This window comes from Microbacterium sp. DMC48 (assembly GCF_056313825.1).
In genome coordinates this window covers 341,080-360,511 of sequence record NZ_JBQUZN010000003.1, presented here as the reverse complement: position 1 = coordinate 360,511, position 19,432 = coordinate 341,080, and the positions used below count along the sequence as shown (strand labels likewise).

The window sequence follows — 19,432 nt, the reverse complement described above, 5'->3', positions numbered from 1 at the left end:
GGTGCCTGCTCCCGTCATCTCCGCGCATCAGCTCGTGAAGTCCTACAAGATCAAGGGCAAGGCCGACTTCGTCGCCGTCGACGGCCTCAGCTTCGAGGTCGCGCCCGGCGAGTCGTTCGGTCTTCTCGGACCCAACGGTGCCGGCAAGTCGACGACGATGAAGATGATCGGCGCCGTCTCGACCCGCTCGGGCGGCGACCTGCAGATCCTCGGCCTCGACCCGGATCGCTACGGTCCCGAGATCCGGTCGCGGCTCGGCGTCGTGCCGCAGCAGGACAATCTCGACGGCGAGCTCAACGCCCGCGAGAATCTGTACATCTACGGCCGGTATTTCGGCCTCCCCAGCAAGGTGTGCCACGAGAAGGCCGATGAGCTGCTCGCCTTCGCGCAGCTCGAGGACAAGGCGAAGAACAAAGTCGACCAGCTCTCCGGCGGCATGAAACGGCGCCTCACCATCGCGCGAGGGCTCATCAACGATCCGCGCATCCTGCTGCTCGATGAGCCGACCACGGGCCTCGACCCGCAGGCGCGTCACGTCCTGTGGGACCGCCTGTTCCGCCTCAAGGAGCGCGGCACGACCCTGGTGCTGACCACGCACTACATGGACGAGGCCGAGCAGCTGTGCGATCGCCTCATCGTCGTCGACAAGGGGCGCATCATGGCCGAGGGCACCCCGGCATCCCTCATCCGGGAGCACTCCAGCCGTGAAGTGCTCGAAGTGCGCTTCGGTTCGGATCGCAACGCCCAGGTCGCCGGCCAGCTGGCCGGTATCGGCGACCGCGTCGAGGTGCTTCCCGACCGCATCCTGATCTACGCCGACAACGGTGAGGCCGCCCTCGAGCGCGTCACCTCGCTGGGACTCGAGCCGATCACCTCGCTCGTGCGCCGCTCCTCGCTGGAGGACGTCTTCCTCCGCCTCACGGGAAGGTCGCTGATCGAATGAGCACCTCGTCGACGGATGCCGCGGCGCACCCGAGCCTGGAGGCGTTGCGGGCCGAGGCGATGCAGTGGGGTCGCAAGCCCCGCCGTCGCGGCACCTGGTACGTCACCGAGCACATGGTGCGCGCCATGCGCGCCTACGGCTGGACGATCATCGTCGGCGCCGTCGGTCAGCCCATCCTGTACCTGCTGGGGCTCGCCGTGGGCCTGGCGGCCCTCATCCGCGTGCCGATCGTCGATCACGGCCAGGAGGTGAGCTACCTCATGTTCGTCGCCCCGGCGCTGCTGGCGACCGCGACGATCTCGGTGGCCAGCGAGGAGCTCACCTACCCGGTCATGGCGGGCTTCAAGTGGCGCCGTTACTTCTACGGCTTCAACGCGTCGCCGCTGTCGAGCCCGCAGATCGCGAACGGCGTGGTCGCGGGAGCGACCGCGCGTATGGTCGTCGCCTCGGCGGCGTACTACCTGATCGTGTGGCTGCTGCCGTTCGGGGCGGTGCCGCACCCGGCGACCGGATGGCTCGCGGTGTTCGCCGGGGTGCTGGCGGGGCTCGCCTTCGGCATCCCGCTCATGGCCTATGCGGGCTCGATCGAGGACGACAAGGGACAGTTCGCTCTCGTGCAGCGCTTCCTCTTCATGCCGATGTTCCTCTTTTCCGGAACGTTCTATCCGCTCGATTCGCTGCCCCTGTGGCTGCAGTGGATCGGGTGGATTTCGCCGCTGTGGCACGGCGCGGAGTTGGGCCGTGTCGCCACCTACGGCGCGGCGGTCGACCCCGTGATGGTCGCCGTCCACCTCGTCTATCTGCTCGCTCTCGCGGTGGTCGGCTATCTGTTCGCCCGCCGCGTCTTCACCGAGAGGCTCGCGAAATGAGCGCGGTCGTCGAGGCGCCGCAGGGGGCCGTCCGTCGCGGAGGCGTGCGCGCCCTGTGGGCGGGCAACCCCGGTGCCGTCGTCCAGCGCGGCCTGATCGCTGCGCGGTCTTCCAGCTGGGCGGTCGTGCTCTCCGGCTTCTTCGAGCCCGTGTTCTACCTCGCCTCGATGGGTATCGGCCTCGGCGCGCTCATCGGCGACGTCGAGACCGCACAGGGCGCCAGTGTCAGCTACGCCGCCTTCATCGCGCCGGCACTGCTGGCGGTCTCTGCGATGAACGGCGCCATCTACGACTCCACCTGGAACGTCTTCTTCAAGCTCAACTACGGCAAGCTCTACGAGGGCATGCTCGCGACCTCGCTGGGCCCGCTCGACGTCGCGCTGGGTGAGATCCTCTACGCGCTGCTGCGCGGTCTCGCCTACGCGACCGGGTTCATGATCATCATGCAGATCCTCGGGCTCAACCTCGCGTGGACGGCGGTGCTCGCCCTGCCCGCAGTGGTCCTGATCGCGTTCGGCTTCGCGAGCCTCGGCATGGCCGTCACGAGCTACATGAAGACGTTCCAGCAGATGGACTGGATCAACTTCGTCCTCCTGCCGATGTTCCTCTTCTCCGCCACCTTCTACCCGATCACGGTCTACCCTGGCTGGGTTCAGCAGATCGTCATGGCCCTGCCGCTGTGGCACGGCGTGGAGCTGATCCGGGGGCTGACCACCGGCATCCTGAACGTCGACATGCTGTGGCACGTCCTCTACTACGCCGTGATGATCGCGATCGGTCTCGTCTTCACGACGAAGCGGCTGCGCGCGCTGTTCCTCGACTGAGCGCTCGTCAGAGCGAGCCGGTCTCGCCGAGGCCGATGTTCGTCTCGTAGTCGACGTCCTTGGTCTCGCGGGAGAGGATCAGTGCGATGAGGGTGAGCACGGCGGAGCCCGACAGGTAGACGCCCACGAGCCACGGCTCGCCGCCGGCGGCGGCCCAGAGTCCCAGGGCGATCGACGGTGCGACAGCGGCGCCCAGGATCGACGAGACGTTGTAGGCGATCGCCGAACCCGTGTAGCGGACGTTGGTCGGGAAGAGCTCCGGCAGCACGGCGCCCATGGGGCCGAAGGTGGCTCCCATCAGCATGAAGCCGAAGACGAGGAAGGCCTGCACCAGTGCGCCCGTGAACTTCGGATCGACGGCGGGCAGCAGGAACACGTTGAACGTGAGGCCGAGCACACCGATCAACGCCGTGACCCAGATGAGCAGCTTCCGCCGGCCGACCGCGTCGGCGATGGGACCCGACAGCAGCGTGAAGACTCCGAAGAACACCACGCCGATGATCTGCATGATCACGAAGTCGGTGTAGCCGAATCCGAGGCCGGCGACCGGCGCATCGGTCGCCTTCGTGCCGTAGGCGAGGGTGAAGCTCGTCATCAGGTAGAAGAGCACATACGTGGCCAGCATGATGAACGTGCCGAGGATCAGGTTCTTCCAGTGTCCGCGGACGACCTCGCCCAGGGGGAAGCGGCGGATGGCGCCCTTCTTCTCGGCGGCCGTGAAGGTCTCGGACTCGACGAGCTTCAGGCGCACCCAGAGGCCGATGATCACCATGACGGCCGAGAAGAGGAAGGGCACACGCCAGCCCCAGGCGAGGAAGGCTTCGGAGCGCTGGGTCGGGCCGTCGGGGTGCGGCAGGGCGAAGTTGATCACGAGGAAGAGCGCGTTGGCGATGATGAAGCCGATCGGAGCGCCCAGCTGGGGAAAGGTGCCGTACCAGGCGCGCTTGCCCTTCGGGGCGTTCTCGGTGGCCACGAGCGCGGCGCCCGACCACTCGCCGCCGAGGGCGAAGCCCTGGAAGAGGCGGAGGATCAGCAGCAGGAGCGCTGCCCACCAGCCGATTCCGGCGAACGTCGGCAGACACCCGATCAGGAAGGTCGCGATACCCATCGTGAGCAGCGATGCCACGAGCGTGGCCTTCCGACCGAAGCGGTCGCCGAAGTGTCCGAAGACCACCGCGCCGATGGGGCGCGCGATCATCGCTGCCCCGAAGACCGCGAACGACGACAGGAGGGCGGTGGTCTCGTTGCCGGTCGGGAAGAAGAGGGCGGGGAAGACGAGCACGGCGGCGGTCGCGTAGACGTAGAAGTCGTAGAACTCGATCGTCGTTCCGACCAGGCTCGCAGTGATCACGCGAGCGCGGGAGTTGACGGGTGCGGCGGGGGCCGCGGTGGCGGTGGACATGCGCAGAGGCTACCTATCGATGAGAGATCGCAGGTCCTCGTGGGACGCACCGGTGGTGGACGTCCGGGGCAGGGGTGTGTGCAGCGGGCGCCGCGACAATGAGGTCACCGGGGCGCCGGCAGGTTCCCGGCGCACGGCTATCGAGTCTACGCCGCGTGGGGCGTCTCGGCCGTGCGCCGGGAAATCTCCGCGTGGAGACGCGGGGTCAGCGCCAGAGCACGGCGAGGGCGGCGTTGAGGATGGTCAGGATGCCGACCAGCCAGAACATCACGGGCGGCACCGCGCCCGTCTTGCGCTGGCGCGCGGTGCCGATCCCGAGGAGCGCGCCGATCGCGAGCAGCACGACGAGCTTGACGCCGAGCTTGGTGTAGTTCAGCGGGTAGTCGATGCCCCACGGGGCGGCCAGAGCGAGGCCGGCGACGGCCGCGATCAGCATGCCCCACGTCATGAGTCGGGTGACGCGGCGCTGGCCCACCGCCTCGACGACCCAGGCGCCGAAGAGGATGGCGAATCCGGTGAGGTGGACGAGGACGACGACGTGACGCAGGATCTCCATGCCTTCAGCCTAACTGATAGTCGCCGATTCCGCGCGCCGCCCCCGCGCGCACGCAGCGACCGGAAGCGACGTCCCCGCCCGGTCGTTGAGCGCGCGCAGCGAGTCGAAACGCCGCCGGCGCTGGGGGAGCTGTCAGCCGCGAAGGCGCTGGAGGAGCAGCGCGGTGCGCAGCGCGGCATCCGCGGCTTCTGCACCCTTGTCCTCCTTCGAACCGGGCAGGCCCGCCCGGTCGATGCCCTGCTGCTCGTCGTCCAGGGTCAGCACCCCGAAGCCGACCGGCTTGCCGGTGTCGAGGGCGACCCGAGTGAGGCCGTCCGTGGCGGCAGACGAGACGAAGTCGAAGTGCGGCGTGCCGCCGCGGATGATCACACCGAGCGCGACGACGGCATCCGCCCCGGCATCCAGAGCCGCCTTCGCCGCGACGGGCAGCTCGAACGAGCCGGGTACGCGCTCCAGGCTCCACTCGGCGCCGGATGCCGAGAGCACCCGCTCCGCACCGGCGATCAGGCCGTCGGTGATGACGTCGTGCCACAGACCGGCGATGACGACGACGCGCAGTCCGGTGGCGTCGATCGGGGCGGTTTCAGGGGCTCCGTGGCCGCTCATGCGTGCTCCTCCGTGCTGTGCGCGAGAGCCGCATCGAGCTCTTCGGCGGTGATGATGTGGCCCATGCGATCGCGCTTGGTCGCCAGATATTGGTGGTTGTTGGCGCCGACGCCGACCAGCAGCGGCACCTGCTCGACGATATCGAGTCCGAGCTCGCGCAGTTGCTTGACCTTGTCGGAGTTGTTGGTCAGCAGGCGGATGCGATCGACGCCGAGATCGGCCAGGATGCCGCCGGCCGCCGCATAGTCGCGGGCATCGGCGGGCAGGCCCAGGGCGAGGTTCGCGTCGACGGTGTCCAGACCCCGCTCCTGCAGGCTGTAGGCGCGCAGCTTGTTGATGAGGCCGATGCCGCGGCCCTCGTGACCGCGCATGTAGATGACGACCCCGCCGTCCTTGTCGATACGGTCCAGAGCGGCATCCAGCTGCGGGCCGCACTCGCACTTCTGCGAGCCGAACGCTTCTCCGGTGAGGCACTCGGAGTGCACCCGCACGAGCGGCGCGTCCTCGGTGATGTCACCCGAGACGACCGCGATGTGATCGGTGCCGGTCACCCGGTCCTTGTACGCGAGGAAGCGGAACGTGCCGTGGGACGTGGGCACGGTCGCTTCGGCGCGCAGGCTCACGCGGCGCTTCTGCGCCGCCGCGACACTCGCCGGAGCTCCCGTCGGCTCGATCTCGTCGAGGTAGGCGATGAGCTGCTCGATCGTGATCACCGGAACGCCCTCGCGCGCGCCGAGCTCTTCCAGGCCCGGCAGGCGCATCATCGATCCGTCCTCGGCGACGACCTCGCCGATCGCGGCGACCGGCTGCAGGCCCGCGAGGCGCATGAGCTCCACACCGGCCTCCGTGTGACCCGCACGCTCGCGCACTCCGCCGTCCACGGCGCGCAACGGCAGGATGTGACCCGGTCGGATCACCGACGACGGAACGGATGCCGGGTCGGCGAGCACGTTGAGCGTGTGCGAGCGGTCGGTCGCGCTGATGCCGGTCGAGACGCGGTCGGCGGCGTCCACGCTCACGGTGTAGGCGGTGCCGCGAGCGTCCTCGTTCACCGCCACCATCGGCGGCAGGTCGAGGCGGTCGGCCCACTCGGCGGGCATGGGCGCGCAGATGAAGCCGCTGGACCAGCGGATCGTCCAGGCGAGCCATTCGGGCGTGGCGAGCTGAGCCGACAGGATGATGTCGCCTTCGTTCTCGCGGCTCTCGTCGTCGGCGACGATGACGGGCCGTCCGGCGCGCAGCGCCTCGAGGGCCTCGGGGATGGTGGCAAGGCTCATCGTGAGCCTCCTTCGGTGAGGGAGTCGGTGGAATCGGACACAGGGGGAGCGAAGGCGAGCAGGCGCTGCACGTGACGCGCGAGGATGTCGGTCTCGAGGTTGACCCGGTCGCCGGCGACGCGGTCGCCGAGGGTCGTCGCCTCCAGGGTCTCGGGAATCAGCGACACCTCGAACCAGGCATCGGAGGCGGCGGCATCCGACGCATTCGAAACCGTGAGAGAGACCCCGTCGACGGCGATCGATCCCTTGTCGACGACGAGCGGAGCGAGGTCCGCGGGCAGTGAGATGCGGATGACCCGCCACTGCGCTCCGGGGCGAACCTCCCGCACCGTGCCGGTCCCGTCGACGTGTCCCTGAACGATGTGTCCGCCCAGGCGGCCGTGCGCAGCCATGGCGCGCTCGAGGTTCACGCGGGTGCCGGGACCGAACGCGCCCAGGGTCGCCATGTCCAGGCTCTGGCGCATCACGTCGGCGGTGAACCAGTCCTCGCCCTGGTCGACGACGGTCAAGCAGACGCCGCTGACCGAGATCGAGTCTCCGTGGTGAGCGTCGGAGACGGCCAGCGGTGCACGGACGGTCATCCGCACACCGTCGCCCGACGGCTCGACGGCGACGATCTCGCCGCGCTCTTCGATGATTCCGGTGAACATCAGTTCTCTTCCTTCGTGGGGGAGGTGGGGGAGGATGTCGCGTCGTCGAACCACCCGACGACGAGCAGATCGTCGCCGAGGTGTTCGACGGATGCCGCGTGCAGGCGCCGCTGCTCGCCGATCGAGGTCACGCCGATGTCGCCGAGAGCGAGACGCGGGCCACCGATCAGGGTCGGGGCGACGTAGACGAGCACCTCGTCGGCCAGTCCTTCGCGCAGGAACGACGAGGCCAGTGCCGGACCGCCCTCGACGAAGACACGGTGGGCGCCCAGTTCGCCCAGGCGCTCGAGGAGATCGGGGAGGTCGTCGCCCTCGTCCTGCATGAAGGGGCGCGGATGCCGCCGCACGGCGGCCTCCTGCGGCACGGCGCGAGTTCCCACGACCACGGGGCGCGGCTGGTCGTCGTAGAGCGAGCCGTCGGCACGGCGTGCGGTGAGGGCCGGATCATCGGCGAGCAGCGTGCCGGTGCCGACCACGATGGCGTCGGCGAGGCTACGACGGCGGTGGACGTCGGCGCGGGCTTCGGGGCCCGTGATCCACTGACTGGTGCCGTCGGCGGCGGCACCGCGGCCGTCGAGTGACTGCGCCCACTTCACGGTGACGTGCGGGCGGCCGAGGCGCTGCACCTCCAGCCAGGACGCCAGCAGGGCGGTGCCCTCGTCTGCGCGCCAGCCGCCGATCACATCGACCCCGGCCTCTCGCAGACGCGCGGCGCCGCCCGACGACGCCTCCCCGGGGTCGGTGACGGCGAACACGACGCGGGCGACGCCGGCGGCGATCAGCGCTTCACTGCAGGGTCCGGTGCGGCCCGTGTGGTTGCACGGCTCGAGGGTGACGACGGCGGTCGCGCCGCGCGCGGCATCCGGCCCCGCCGCGGCGGCGAGGTTCGTCAGCGCGTCGACCTCCGCATGGGCCGTGCCGGCGCCCCGATGCCACCCCTCGGCGAGCACGTCGCCGTCGGGGGAGAGCAGCACGGCGCCGACCTGCGGATTCACGCCGCGCGGGCCCCGGCGAGCGATCTCCAGGGCGCGCTGCATCGCACGGTCGATCGCCGTGTCGTCGCGGTCTGTCGCGGCCATCCGTCGTCCTTCTGTGAGGCTCCGGGGCACGGCCGACACCGCAGATCCCGCCGCGGCGTGCGCGACGGCATCCGTGCTGCCTCCCATCCGGACTAGCGATCGGGTTCTCGTCGAACCGTCACGCATCACCGTCGGTCCCGGAATTCCACCGGATCAACCCCTCCTGGGAGGGGCTCGCGGACTGTCACCGCCGGTTCGGATTCACACCGACCCCGGAGCACGTATCTTGCACTTGATCCTAGTCAACGCCCTGCAGAGGATTTCATTCCGTGTCGGTGCAGAGCGCGCTACCCTATTTCAGCAGTCGCGACAGTCGCCGGTCGGCGAGCAGCTTTCCGCCGGTCTGGCAGGTCGGACAGTACTCCAGCGAGTTGTCCGCGAAGAAGACGCTGCGTACCTCGTCGCCGCACACCGGGCAGGCCTCACCCCGCCGCCCGTGCACCGACATTCCGCGACGTTTCGCATCTTTCAGATCTGCCGGGGGCCTGCCGGACGCCGATGCGACGGCATCCGTCAGTGTCGTGCGCATCGCGGCGTAGAGGCCGTCGACATCGGCATCGGTCAGGCTCGCCGCGAGCGCATACGGTGACATCCGCGCCGCGTGCAGGATCTCGTCGGAGTAGGCGTTACCGATGCCCGCGATGATCGCCTGGTCGCGCAGCAGCCCCTTGATCTGCGTGCGGCGCCCGGCCAGCAGGGCGGCGAGAGCGTCGCGCGTGAAGTCAGCCGAGAGCGGATCGGGACCCAGTCGTGCGATGCCCGGCACATCCTGCGCAGCGCGAGCGGCGTACACGGCGAGCGACTTCTTGGTGCCGGCCTCGGTCAGGTCGAATCCGGCGCCGTCGTCGAGGCGTACGCGCAGCGCGATCGGCGTCTTGCCCGGTCGGATCACCGTGTCGGGAACCGTCTCGTACCAGCGCAGCCAACCGGCCTTGGCGAGATGGAAGATGAGATGGATGCCGGCATCCGTCGCCAGGTCGACGAACTTGCCGTGGCGCCGGGCTTCACTGATGCGGCCCCCGACGAGACCGTCGATGGGCGGGTCGTAGGTCTTGAGCGCCGCGATGTTGGCGACCGTCACCTTCGTGATGGTGCGTCCCGTCGCGCGCTCGGCGAGGAAGTCGACGAGACCTTGCACCTCCGGCATCTCGGGCATGGCCTCATCCTGCCACTGCGCCCCGACACCGCGTCAGGGTCAGCCGGCGGCGGGCCACACCTGTGGGGCGCGCTCATCGTCGGCGAGCAAGCCCGCGATGAGGCCGTCGGCGCGCACGCCGGCTCCGTTGACGAGAGCGGAGCGTACCCGGCCCTCGTAGCGGAATCCGAGTCGCTGCGCGACGCGGTGCGATGCGGGATTGTCGACCACGGCGCGCCACTCGATCCGTTGCAATCCCAGCCCGTCCGGAGAAAAGCCCCAGTCGATCACCCTCTGCGCCGCCTCCACGACCAGTCCCCGACCGCGCGCGGCGGGCGTCATCCAGTAGCCCAGTTCGCCGGATCCCTGGCCGAGGCGATGCAGGCCCATCATGCCGGCGAGCATGCCGTCGTGGCGCAGCGCCCAGGTCGCCTCCGTCTCGGCATCCCACCAGCCCGCGACTTTGTCGACGAACCCCTCAGCGTGCGCGCGCTCGTACGGCGACGGCACCGTCGTGAAGCGCTGGATCAGCTCGTCCTGGCAGGCGGCGTAGATCGCGTCGACATCGTTCTCGGTCGGCAGCGAGAGTTCCAGTCGCGTCGTCCGCAGTGTCACCGGTTGCATGCCGCGAGCCTATCCCCGCCCGCCCCACCCGCCCGCCTGCCCGACCCGTCCGCCTGCCCGACCCGCCCGCCTTCCCGACCCGTCCCGTCCCGTCCCGTCCCGTCCCGTCCCGTCCCGACGGTGCATAACTCCGCCTGAACGGTGCCGCCGCCTCGTTTCGCGACAACCGCAACCTCTTCAGGCGGAGTTGTGCACGACATCCGCGAACCCCTCCCCAGCGCAGCATCCGAGCGTTCTGTCCGCAGATCGACTGACACGCCGTCCCTGCATCCCGGCGCCGGTCGAGCATCGTCGTCGTGGACCAGGTTGAATGCGTGAGTTCCCGAGAACTACGACAGGCGGGCATGAGCCGTCGCCAGATCACCGACGCCGTACGCGCGGGCGCGATCATCCGCGCCCGCCGCGACCACTACCTGGTGGCTGACGCACCCCGGTCGATCGTCGCGGCCGTGCGCGTCGGGGGCCGGTTGACCTGTCTCAGTCTGCTCGCCGCCGAGGGGGTGTTCGTGTTCGCCAACGATGCCCTCCACGTGCATCTTCAGCGCGGGTCGAGCAGACTGCGCGGCGCCGAAGGGGTTCGTACGCCGATTTCACCTCGGCATCGGCGAGACCGGCTGACGCTGCACTGGCTCCCGCTGATGCAGCCGGATCGGGCGAATTCGGTGCGTGTGGGCCTGCTCGATGCTCTCGCGCACTCCGTGCTCTGTCAGCCTCCCCGGCACGCTATCGCGACCCTCGACAGTGCACTGAACCGCGGCGCGATCGTGCGCTCCGATCTCGACCGGATCTTCGATGTGCTGCCGCGGAAGTACGGCGCGCTGAGGCCGCTGGTCGACGGTCGGTCGCAGGCCGGATCGGAGACCCTCGTGCGCCTGATGGTGCGCGCGACGGGGGCGCACGCGGAGCCGCAGGTGTTCTTCCCCGGCGTCGGCTGGGTCGACCTGCTGGTCGAGGGATGGCTGGTCATCGAGTGCGACAGCCGGCAGTTCCATTCGGACTGGAGGCAGCAGGTCAAGGACCGCGACCGGGACCTCGCGCTGGCTGCCCAGGGCTGCGTCGTGCTGCGGGTCACGGCCGCTCAGGTCTTCTTGCGCCCGCAAGACGTGCAGGCCGCGATCCGAGCCCTTCTCCGAGCACACGCCGTTGCCCGGCCTCGCCCGGCGCGCTCGCGACGTGCGTAACTCCGCCTGAGCTTGTCGCCGGGTGGCATTCCGGGGCGGGATGCCGCGGTGAGGCGGAGTTGTGCGCGGCCGGCGCGCGCGGCAGCGGCGCCCTCGAGGGATCAGCCGCGGCGGAGCAGCCCGACCTTCGCGTACACGTCGGCGAGGGTCGCATCGGCGACCTCGGCGGCGCGGTCGGCGTTGGCGGCGAGCACCCGGTCGAGCTCGGCCGGGTCGGACAGCAGGTCGAGCGCCCGGGCACGGACCGGCCCGAACTCGTTCACGACCACCTCCGCGAGCCCCTTCTTGAAGTCACCGTAGCCGCGGCCCGCGTATTCGTCCTCGATCGAGGGGATCTGACGGCCCGTCAGGGCCGCGTAGATCACCAGCAGGTTGGACACTCCGGGCTTGTTCTCCTTGTCGTAGCGGACCACGCCCTCGCTGTCGGTGACGGCGCGCATGATCTTCCTCGCCGACACGGCGGGGTCATCCAGCATCCACAGCACGCCGGCATCCGACTCGGCCGACTTGCTCATCTTGGCGGTGGGGTTCTGCAGGTCGTAGATGCGGGCCGTTTCCTGCTGGATCACCGGCATGGGCATGCGGAAGGTCTGGCCGTAGCGGGAGTTGAAGCGCTCTGCGAGGTCGCGGGTGAGTTCGACGTGCTGCTTCTGATCGTCGCCGACCGGGACGATGTCGGTCTGATAGAGCAGGATGTCAGCGGCCATCAGCACCGGGTACGTGAACAGACCGACGTTCGTCTGGTCGGCGCCGTACCGCGCGGACTTGTCCTTGAACTGCGTCATGCGGTTCGCCTCACCGAATCCGGTGATGGTCGAGAGCACCCAGGCGAGCTCGGCGTGGGCGCGCACGTGCGACTGCACGTACAGCGTCGACTTCGACGGTTCGATGCCGGCGGCGATGTACTGCGCCGCCGTCCGGCGGGTCTTCTCCCGCAGCTCCGCCGGATCGTTCGGCTGGGTCAGAGCGTGCAGATCCACGACGGAGAAGAAGGCCTCGTACTCCTCCTGCAGGTCACGCCACTGCAGCAGGGCCCCGATGTAGTTGCCGATCTGGAGAGAGTCGGCGGAGGGCTGCATTCCGGAGTAGAGGCGGGGCCTGGTCATTGTCCAAGTCTAGAGAACGGATGCCGGTGCCCTGCCGTCCGCCGGCGCGACGGCTCCGCCGGACAGCTCAGAACGTGTAGTCGGCCACCACGGGCGCGTGATCGCTCCACCGTGTGTCCCACGAGGGTGCGCGCACGACGCGATAGTCGACGACGCGCGCGGCCAACGCCGGAGAGGCGAGGTGGTAGTCGATCCGCCAACCGGTGTCGGTGTCGAACGCCTTGCCGCGGTTCGACCACCACGAGTAGGGGCCGTCGACCTCGCCCGCCCACCGGCGTCCCACGTCGACCCAGCCGAGCCCCGTGCCGGTGGTGCCGTCCGTGCCGACGACCTGTTCGCCTTCGGGGCCCGTGAAGCGGTCGAAGTACGCGCGCTCGCGGGGCAGGAAGCCCGCCTTCTTGACGTTGCCCCGCCAATTGCGGATGTCGAGTTCGCGGTGACCCACGTTGAGGTCGCCCGTGATGAGGGCGAACTCGCCGAGCTTCGGCATCCGGGATTCCATCGCGTCGAGGAACGCGTATTTGGCCACCTGCTTCTCGGTGTCGGCTTCGCCGGTGTGGACATACGCGCTGACGATCGTCACCGTCTCGCCGGCGACGTCGATGTCGGCTTCGACCCAACGTCCGCGGGAATCGAGGGTGTCGTCGCCGAGTTCGATGCGCCAGATGTCGATCGGCTCGCGAGCCGCGATCGCGACACCGGCGCGACCCTTCGCCAGCGCTTCGTCGTTGACGATGTGCCACCCGGGCAGAGCGTCGGCGAGGTGCGTCGCCTCGCCGCGCACCTCCTGCAGAGTCAGCACGTCGACGTCGGCCGTCTCAAGCCACGGGAGCATGCCCTTCCGGGCGGCGGCACGGATGCCGTTGACGTTGACGGAGGCGACGCGCAGGTTTCGGGGCACCCGTCAACCCTAACGAGCGCCGCCGACACGCGACGCGGGTCCGCGGCCCTCAGCCGAGGAGGCCGCGCGGGGGCGGGGGAGCGTCGGCCTCGACCCGCGCGAGGTCGTCTTCGGCGCGCCGGAGCTCACGCGTCTCGTGCCAACGCCGCCACCAGGGTGCGTCGGCGCGCGCGAGGTGGGCGTCGCGCACGCGTACCCGCGCGGCGATCAGCAATGCGGCGTGCTCGCGACGCCGCTGCTCGTCCGCCGACAACTGCTCGATGGGCACGTCCGCGTCCTGCGCCGTGAGGGCGACCCATGACGCCGCGACGAGGATCACGATGCCGACCAAACGGAACCAGAGCAGGAATCCGACGAAGACCGAGAAGGTCGCCAGCAGCGGGTTGGAGGGGGAGTAGGAGAGGAGGATTCCAGCCCCGTACTGGAGGACCACCATCGCGGCGCCGCCGAGTGCGGCGCCGGGGAGGATCAGCCGCCACCGTAACGAGGTTCCGGTGAGGAAGCGGATCAGCGCCCCGATGGCAGCGGTGTTGATCGCGAAGGCGACCGCCCCCGAGGCGATGCGGCCCGTCACCCACACCCAGTTCGAATAGCCGGGCCACTGGAACAGCTGGAACAGCAGCTCGATCGCACCCGCAGCGACGCTGGCGAGGATTGCGCCGATCACCAGCGCCAGTCCGAACAGGGCGGCCGCGAAGAAGTCCCTGGCCTTCAACAACACGTAACTGCGGGTGTCGAACGGCAACCCGAAGATGTCGCGCACGGCGCGCCGGGTGAACGTGACGAAGCCGATCGCCGTCCACAGCGCGGCGATGAACGCCACGGCACCCGTGACAGCGAGCACACTCGCCGACTCCTGCGCGATCTGGGCGACGTCGGCTTCGCTCACCAGCCCCTGGCCATCCTCGCGCCCGATGAGGCCCGGGATGTAGAGGTTGAGGATATGGATGAGTCCGGCGATGGCCTGAGCGCTGCCCCCGAGCCAGATGCCGACGATCGCGAAGCCGAAGTAGATCACGGCGAAGATCGCGAACAGGGACTGGTAGCTGATCGCCGCGGCGAGCAGGAACCCGTTGGCGCGCAGGAAATGACGCCATACGCGGATCGGGAACCACCCGAGCGTCTTGCGCGTGATCTCCGTCGCGCGCTCGATCGGCTCGTCCAGGCGCTCCCGCAGGGGCGACTGCTCCCAGCGCGCACGCCACGCGGCATCCGCGCGTTCCGACGAATCCGTCACCAGATCAGCGTAGCGAGAGCGGATGCCGGGGCCGTTACGGTCCCGGCATCCGCTCTGCTGGTCGGTGGTCGGCGGACTCAGCGACCGCCGCGCATGACGGCCTGCTTGACCTCGGCGATCGCCTTGGTGACCTCGATGCCGCGGGGGCATGCCTCGGTGCAGTTGAAGGTCGTGCGGCAGCGCCACACGCCTTCCTTGTCGTTGAGGATGTCCAGGCGCGTGGTCGCCGCGTCATCGCGCGAGTCGAAGATGAACCGGTGCGCGTTGACGATCGCGGCGGGGCCGAAGTACTGGCCGTCGGTCCAGAACACCGGGCACGACGAGGTGCACGCGGCGCACAGGATGCACTTGGTGGTGTCGTCGAAGATCTCGCGGTCGACGATCGACTGGATGCGCTCCTTGCCGGCCTCGGGCTTGCTGTTGGCGATGAGGAACGGCTGCACCTCGCGGTACGACGCGAAGAACGGCTCCATGTCGACGACGAGGTCCTTCTCCAGCGGCAGACCCTTGATCGCCTCGACGTAGATCGGCTTCGAGATGTCGAGGTCCTTGATCAGCGTCTTGCAGGCCAGGCGGTTGCGGCCGTTGATGCGCATCGCGTCGGAGCCGCAGATGCCATGGGCGCACGACCGACGGAAGGTCAGGGAGCCGTCGACCTCCCACTTGATCTTGTGCAGGGCGTCCAGCACGCGATCGGTGGGGTACATCTCGACGTCGTAGTCGACCCAGCGCGGCTCGCTGTCGGTCTCCGGGTCGAAACGGCGGATGATGAAGGTGACGAGGTACGACTGGATCGGGGCTTCACCGGTCGTCTCGGCGACGACGTCCTGCTCGACGATGGCGGTCGACATCAGTACTTCCTCTCCATCGGTGGGTAGTTGAATTCGCCCTTGTCGTTCTTGGTGAACACGACGGGCTTCCAGTCCAGCTTGATGTGATCCTCGGGGTCGGGCGAGTGCGGGTCGCCGGTGAGGTAGGCCATCGTGTGCTGCATGTACTGCTCGTCGTTGCGGTCGGGGTAGTCCTCGCGCATGTGTCCGCCGCGGCTCTCGCGACGGTTGCGGGCGGCGTACGCGACGATCTCGGCAAGGTCGAGAAGGAAGCCGAGCTCGACGGCCTCGAGCAGATCGGTGTTGAAGCGCTTGCCCTTGTCGTCGATGTGCACGTTCTTGAAGCGCTGGCGCAGGTCGTGGATGGTGCCCATGACGTTGGTCAGGGTCTCCTCGGTGCGGAAGACCTGGGCGTTGGCGTCCATCTCCTCCTGCAGCGTCTTGCGGAGCACCGCGACGCGCTCGGTGCCGGTGTTGCTTCGCAGACCCTCGAGCATCTCGCGGACCTCCTTGGCGGGGTCCTCGGGCAGCGGCACGAAATCAGCGGTCTGCACGTACTGGACGGCGTTGCGACCGCTGCGCTTTCCGAAGACGTTGATGTCCAGCAGCGAGTTGGTGCCGAGGCGGTTCGCGCCGTGCACCGAGACGCACGCGCACTCACCGGCGGCGTAGAGGCCGGGCACGACGGTGTCGTTGTTCTGCAGCACCTCGCCGTTGTTGTTGGTCGGGATGCCGCCCATCGCGTAGTGAGCCGTCGGCATCACCGGCACCGGTTCGGTGACGGGGTCGACGCCGAGGTACGTCCGCGCGAACTCGGTGATGTCGGGGAGCTTGGTCTCCAGGACCTCGGCGCCCAGGTGGGTGCAGTCGAGGTAGACGTAGTCCTTATGGGGGCCGGCGCCGCGACCTTCCAGCACCTCCTTGACCATGCAGCGGGCGACGATGTCGCGCGGAGCGAGGTCTTTGATGGTGGGGGCGTAGCGTTCCATGAACCGCTCGCCGGAGGCGTTGCGCAGGATCGCTCCCTCACCGCGGGCGCCCTCGGTGAGCAGGATGCCGAGACCGGCAAGCCCTGTCGGGTGGAACTGGAAGAACTCGATGTCCTCGAGGGGCAGACCCTTGCGCCAGACGATGCCGACACCGTCGCCGGTGAGGGTGTGCGCGTTGGAGGTCGTCTTGTAGATCTTGCCGAAACCGCCCGTGGCGAAGATGACCGCCTTGGAGTGGAAGACGTGCAGATCGCCCGTCGCCAGTTCGTAGGCGACGACACCGGCGACCTGCGTGTTGCCGTCGGCGTCCTTCACGGTGATCAGATCGAGCGCGTAGTACTCGTTGAAGAAGTTGATGCCGAGCTTCACGCAGTTCTGGAACAGCGTCTGCAGGATCATGTGGCCGGTGCGGTCGGCCGCGTAGCACGCACGGCGCACCGGCGTCTTGCCGTGGTCGGCGGTGTGGCCGCCGAAACGGCGCTGATCGATCTTGCCCTCCGGGGTGCGGTTGAAGGGCAGGCCCATGTTCTCGAGGTCGATGACGGCGTCGATCGCCTCGCGGGCGAGGATCTCGGCGGCATCCTGGTCGACGAGGTAGTCGCCGCCCTTGACGGTGTCGAAGGTGTGCCACTCCCAGGAGTCCTCTTCGACGTTCGCGAGCGCCGCCGCCATTCCGCCCTGCGCCGCGCCGGTGTGCGACCGGGTCGGATAGAGCTTCGTGATCACGGCGGTGCGGGCGCCCGGACCCGCCTCGATCGCGGCGCGCATGCCGGCGCCACCGGCGCCCACGATGACGATGTCGAACTCGTGGTAGTAGACGCCGTCCTTGAGTACGGCCTCGGGATGCTGCTGGGTAGTCACGTCAGGAATGCCTTGTCTTCTGCGTCGTCGTGAGCGTCGTGGTGCGCGCGCTCAGCGCGCGGCGCACATCTGGATGAGCCAGTCCGTCGTTGAGTTCTCCACGCCCAGGCACGGGTCGAAGGTGAAGACGACGAGGGTGCCGAGCACGATCAGGAAGCCTGCGGCGATCCACAGGGCCCACACGAGCACCTTGCGGGTGGTCGCGCCGACGACGTAGTCGTTGACGATCGTGCGCATGCCGTTCGCGCCGTGGATGAGGGCGAGCCAGAGCATCAGCACGTCCCAGACCTGCCAGAACGGGCTCGCGAACTTGCCGGCGACGAAGGCGAAGTCGATGCCGTGGATGCCCTCGCCGAGCATCAGGTTCACGAAGAGGTGCCCGAAGATCAGCACGACCAGCAGCACGCCGGAGGCGCGCATGTAGATCCAGCCGATCTTCTCGAGGTTGGCCCCCTTCTTGCGCACCTGCGGGGCGCGGGGCGCGGGGATGGTCTGGTCGTTGCTCGGGGTGAGGGTGGACATCAGTGACCGCCTCCGATGTTGGACAGCACGATGGGGATGTGGCGTGCGGCGAATCCGCCCACGGTCACGACCCACAGGCCCAGCACGCCCCACCACAGCTGACGCTGGTGGCGGGTCGCCCACGGCCACAGGTCGACCGCGATGATGCGCAGGCCGTTGAAGGCGTGGTAGACGATGGCCGCGACCAGAGCGACCTCGCCGAAGCCCATGATCGGGTTCTTGTACGTGCCGATGACCGCGTCGTACGCCTCGGGGGAGAGGCGGATCAGTGCCGTGTCGAGCACGTGCACGAGCAGGAAGAAGAAGATGGCGACGCCGGTGATGCGGTGCAGTACCCAGGACCACATGCCCTCGTTGCCGCGGTAGAGCGTTCCGCGCGGCGTCTTGGACGTGGTCTGAGCTACCGACGGTGTGACGCGTGCTGGTGCAGACACGGTCGTCCTCCCTTGGTGTGAACGGACACCTCGGTACGGCGGGGGCTGACATCGGCCCCGGGGTTCACAACGGCACTGGACCCTCGGCGTCGCACACGGGCGCAGTCATATCCTAAGTCGGCGTTCGAGAGCAGGGCGACGAAGGCGAGCCTAAGTTCTCTCGATATCGAGAGATTCGGAACGAAACGGCCTTCTTGACGAAATCGGTCCGTCACGTGCGGCCCGGTACCCTGGCGGCATGGCCGATCCGATCGACGACTTCTACGCCGTGATTCCCGCCGGGGGTGTCGGCAGCCGCCTGTGGCCGCTGTCGCGCGCCGACGCGCCCAAGTTCCTTCACGACCTCACCGGATCGGGGCACTCCCTCCTGCGCGACACCTGGGACCGCCTCGCACCGCTGTCCGGGCCCGACCGCATCGCCGTCGTCACGGGACGTGCCCACCGGGCCGCCGTGGAAGAGCAGCTTCCCGGCATCCCCGACCGCAACGTGTTCCTCGAATCCGAGCCGCGCGACTCGGCGGCCGCGATCGGCCTGGCCGCCGCGATCCTGCACCGCCGCGAGCCCGACGTCATCATCGGATCGTTCGCGGCCGACCACGTGATCCGCGGCACGCGGGTGTTCGAGTTCGCCGTCCGAGATGCGGTGGAGGTGGCGCGCGAGGGCTACATCTGCACCGTCGGCATCTCGCCGTCCGAGCCCGCGGTCGGTTTCGGCTACATCAAACGCGGCGGCGAGCTCATCGTCGAGGGCGCGCGGGACGCCTCGCTGGTCGAGCGTTTCGTCGAGAAGCCCGACCTCGAGACGGCGAAGCAGTACCTCGCCGACCGCGACTATCTCTGGAACGCCGGCATGTTCATCTCTCGCGCCGACGTGCTGCTTGCGGAGATCGAGGCCAACAACCCTGAACTGCACGCGGGACTCATCGAACTCGCCGAGGCGTGGGACGACCGCGATCGCCGTGGTCCCGCGGTCGACCGTATCTGGCCCAAGCTGCCGAAGATCGCGATCGACTACGTGGTGGCCGAGCCGGCCGCCGAGAAGGGGCGCCTGGCCGTGGTGCCCGGCCACTTCGACTGGGACGACGTCGGTGATTTCGCCAGTCTCGCCAAGCTCAACAGCGGTGGGCGCAAGAACGACCTCGCCATTCTCGGCGAGAACGCCCGCATCCTCTCCGATGCGGCCAGCGGCATCGTCGTCAGCCACACGAAGAGGGTCATCAGCTTGATCGGCGTGAAGGACATCGTGGTCGTGGATACTCCCGACGCGCTTCTGGTCACCACGAGCGAACACGCCCAGCGTGTGAAGGGCGTCGTCGACGCGCTGAAGCTCACCGGCCGCGGCGACGTGCTCTGATCACGAGCCACCGGGCAGGATGCCGCGTTCGTGTCGGCTTGATTGCGTCTTT

At 68.7% G+C, this 19,432-nt stretch carries 20 protein-coding genes and 1 riboswitch; of the genes, 5 read left to right on the top strand and 15 right to left on the bottom strand.

Annotated elements, in window-relative coordinates; translation table 11 throughout:
- Position 1 precedes the first annotated feature (1 nt).
- The 3 genes from ACT53O_RS01715 to ACT53O_RS01705 are packed head-to-tail and all read left to right on the top strand — an operon-like array spanning position 2 to position 2,636.
- On the top strand, positions 2-943 hold the full coding sequence (locus tag ACT53O_RS01715) for an ABC transporter ATP-binding protein (RefSeq protein WP_039414039.1): 942 nt from the start codon (positions 2-4) through the stop codon (positions 941-943).
- The gene (locus ACT53O_RS01710) at positions 940-1,812 is read left to right on the top strand and encodes an ABC transporter permease (RefSeq protein WP_036314844.1); all 873 of its coding nucleotides are present in this window, start codon (positions 940-942) and stop codon (positions 1,810-1,812) included. Before ACT53O_RS01715 ends, ACT53O_RS01710 begins: the two co-directional genes overlap by 4 nt.
- Positions 1,809-2,636, top strand: a complete 828-nt coding sequence (locus tag ACT53O_RS01705) for an ABC transporter permease (RefSeq protein WP_112932551.1) — start codon at positions 1,809-1,811, stop codon at positions 2,634-2,636. The genes ACT53O_RS01710 and ACT53O_RS01705 overlap by 4 nt, the downstream gene beginning before the upstream one ends.
- A 7-nt stretch (positions 2,637-2,643) precedes the next feature.
- Here the strand turns inward: ACT53O_RS01705 and ACT53O_RS01700 are convergent, their stop codons facing one another.
- The 8 genes from ACT53O_RS01700 to ACT53O_RS01665 all read right to left on the bottom strand — a co-directional run bounded on the left by ACT53O_RS01700 (position 2,644) and on the right by ACT53O_RS01665 (position 9,965).
- On the bottom strand, positions 2,644-4,038 hold the full coding sequence (locus ACT53O_RS01700) for an MFS transporter (RefSeq protein ID WP_476151113.1): 1,395 nt from the start codon (positions 4,036-4,038) through the stop codon (positions 2,644-2,646).
- A 205-nt stretch (positions 4,039-4,243) separates the two neighbouring features.
- Positions 4,244-4,594 (bottom strand): Fe-S protein, encoded by a 351-nt coding sequence (locus ACT53O_RS01695; protein WP_378793968.1) that lies wholly within the window; start codon positions 4,592-4,594, stop codon positions 4,244-4,246.
- Between the two features lie 132 nt (positions 4,595-4,726).
- On the bottom strand, positions 4,727-5,200 hold the full coding sequence (gene ribH, locus ACT53O_RS01690) for a 6,7-dimethyl-8-ribityllumazine synthase (RefSeq protein WP_112932554.1): 474 nt from the start codon (positions 5,198-5,200) through the stop codon (positions 4,727-4,729).
- Entirely contained in the window at positions 5,197-6,477 is a 1,281-nt protein-coding gene (gene ribA, locus ACT53O_RS01685; RefSeq protein WP_476151110.1) for a GTP cyclohydrolase II, read from the bottom strand. Before ribA ends, ribH begins: the two co-directional genes overlap by 4 nt.
- Positions 6,474-7,127, bottom strand: a complete 654-nt coding sequence (locus tag ACT53O_RS01680; RefSeq protein WP_295774188.1) for a riboflavin synthase — start codon at positions 7,125-7,127, stop codon at positions 6,474-6,476. Before ACT53O_RS01680 ends, ribA begins: the two co-directional genes overlap by 4 nt.
- Positions 7,127-8,206: a bifunctional diaminohydroxyphosphoribosylaminopyrimidine deaminase/5-amino-6-(5-phosphoribosylamino)uracil reductase RibD gene (ribD, locus tag ACT53O_RS01675; protein WP_476151108.1), complete on the bottom strand. Its 1,080-nt coding sequence runs from the start codon at positions 8,204-8,206 to the stop codon at positions 7,127-7,129. The genes ACT53O_RS01680 and ribD overlap by 1 nt, the downstream gene beginning before the upstream one ends.
- A gap of 69 nt (positions 8,207-8,275) precedes the next feature.
- Positions 8,276-8,431: riboswitch (FMN riboswitch) on the bottom strand.
- A gap of 67 nt (positions 8,432-8,498) precedes the next feature.
- The gene (locus ACT53O_RS01670) at positions 8,499-9,362 is read right to left on the bottom strand and encodes an Fpg/Nei family DNA glycosylase (protein ID WP_476151107.1); all 864 of its coding nucleotides are present in this window, start codon (positions 9,360-9,362) and stop codon (positions 8,499-8,501) included.
- Positions 9,363-9,401: 39 nt separating this feature from the next.
- Positions 9,402-9,965, bottom strand: coding sequence for a GNAT family N-acetyltransferase (locus ACT53O_RS01665; RefSeq protein WP_039414015.1), 564 nt, complete (start codon positions 9,963-9,965; stop codon positions 9,402-9,404).
- Between the two features lie 296 nt (positions 9,966-10,261).
- On the opposite strand from ACT53O_RS01665, the gene ACT53O_RS01660 reads away from it, so the two are divergent.
- Positions 10,262-11,146: a type IV toxin-antitoxin system AbiEi family antitoxin domain-containing protein gene (locus tag ACT53O_RS01660; protein WP_112932559.1), complete on the top strand. Its 885-nt coding sequence runs from the start codon at positions 10,262-10,264 to the stop codon at positions 11,144-11,146.
- A gap of 101 nt (positions 11,147-11,247) precedes the next feature.
- Here ACT53O_RS01660 and trpS read toward each other — a convergent pair whose 3' ends face one another.
- From trpS to sdhC, 7 genes are all read right to left on the bottom strand, one after another.
- A complete protein-coding gene (gene trpS / locus ACT53O_RS01655; RefSeq protein WP_476151105.1) occupies positions 11,248-12,252 on the bottom strand; it encodes a tryptophan--tRNA ligase in 1,005 nt (334 codons plus the stop codon).
- Between the two features lie 67 nt (positions 12,253-12,319).
- Positions 12,320-13,153, bottom strand: a complete 834-nt coding sequence (locus ACT53O_RS01650; RefSeq protein ID WP_476151103.1) for an exodeoxyribonuclease III — start codon at positions 13,151-13,153, stop codon at positions 12,320-12,322.
- A 49-nt stretch (positions 13,154-13,202) separates the two neighbouring features.
- Positions 13,203-14,390 (bottom strand): YihY/virulence factor BrkB family protein, encoded by a 1,188-nt coding sequence (locus ACT53O_RS01645; RefSeq protein ID WP_294980243.1) that lies wholly within the window; start codon positions 14,388-14,390, stop codon positions 13,203-13,205.
- 77 nt (positions 14,391-14,467) lie between these two features.
- A complete protein-coding gene (locus tag ACT53O_RS01640) occupies positions 14,468-15,241 on the bottom strand; it encodes a succinate dehydrogenase iron-sulfur subunit (protein ID WP_005048113.1) in 774 nt (257 codons plus the stop codon).
- Complete coding sequence (gene sdhA, locus ACT53O_RS01635) at positions 15,241-17,070, bottom strand: succinate dehydrogenase flavoprotein subunit (protein WP_112932562.1); 1,830 nt, start codon at positions 17,068-17,070, stop codon at positions 15,241-15,243. Before sdhA ends, ACT53O_RS01640 begins: the two co-directional genes overlap by 1 nt.
- Before the next feature lie 51 nt (positions 17,071-17,121).
- Positions 17,122-17,592, bottom strand: a complete 471-nt coding sequence (locus ACT53O_RS01630; protein WP_039412770.1) for a succinate dehydrogenase hydrophobic membrane anchor subunit — start codon at positions 17,590-17,592, stop codon at positions 17,122-17,124.
- Complete coding sequence (gene sdhC, locus ACT53O_RS01625; RefSeq protein WP_005048122.1) at positions 17,592-18,026, bottom strand: succinate dehydrogenase, cytochrome b556 subunit; 435 nt, start codon at positions 18,024-18,026, stop codon at positions 17,592-17,594. The genes ACT53O_RS01630 and sdhC overlap by 1 nt, the downstream gene beginning before the upstream one ends.
- A gap of 238 nt (positions 18,027-18,264) precedes the next feature.
- Here sdhC and ACT53O_RS01620 point away from each other — a divergent pair, with 238 nt between their 5' ends.
- Positions 18,265-19,380 (top strand): mannose-1-phosphate guanylyltransferase, encoded by a 1,116-nt coding sequence (locus ACT53O_RS01620; protein ID WP_039412764.1) that lies wholly within the window; start codon positions 18,265-18,267, stop codon positions 19,378-19,380.
- Positions 19,381-19,432: the final 52 nt, after the last annotated feature.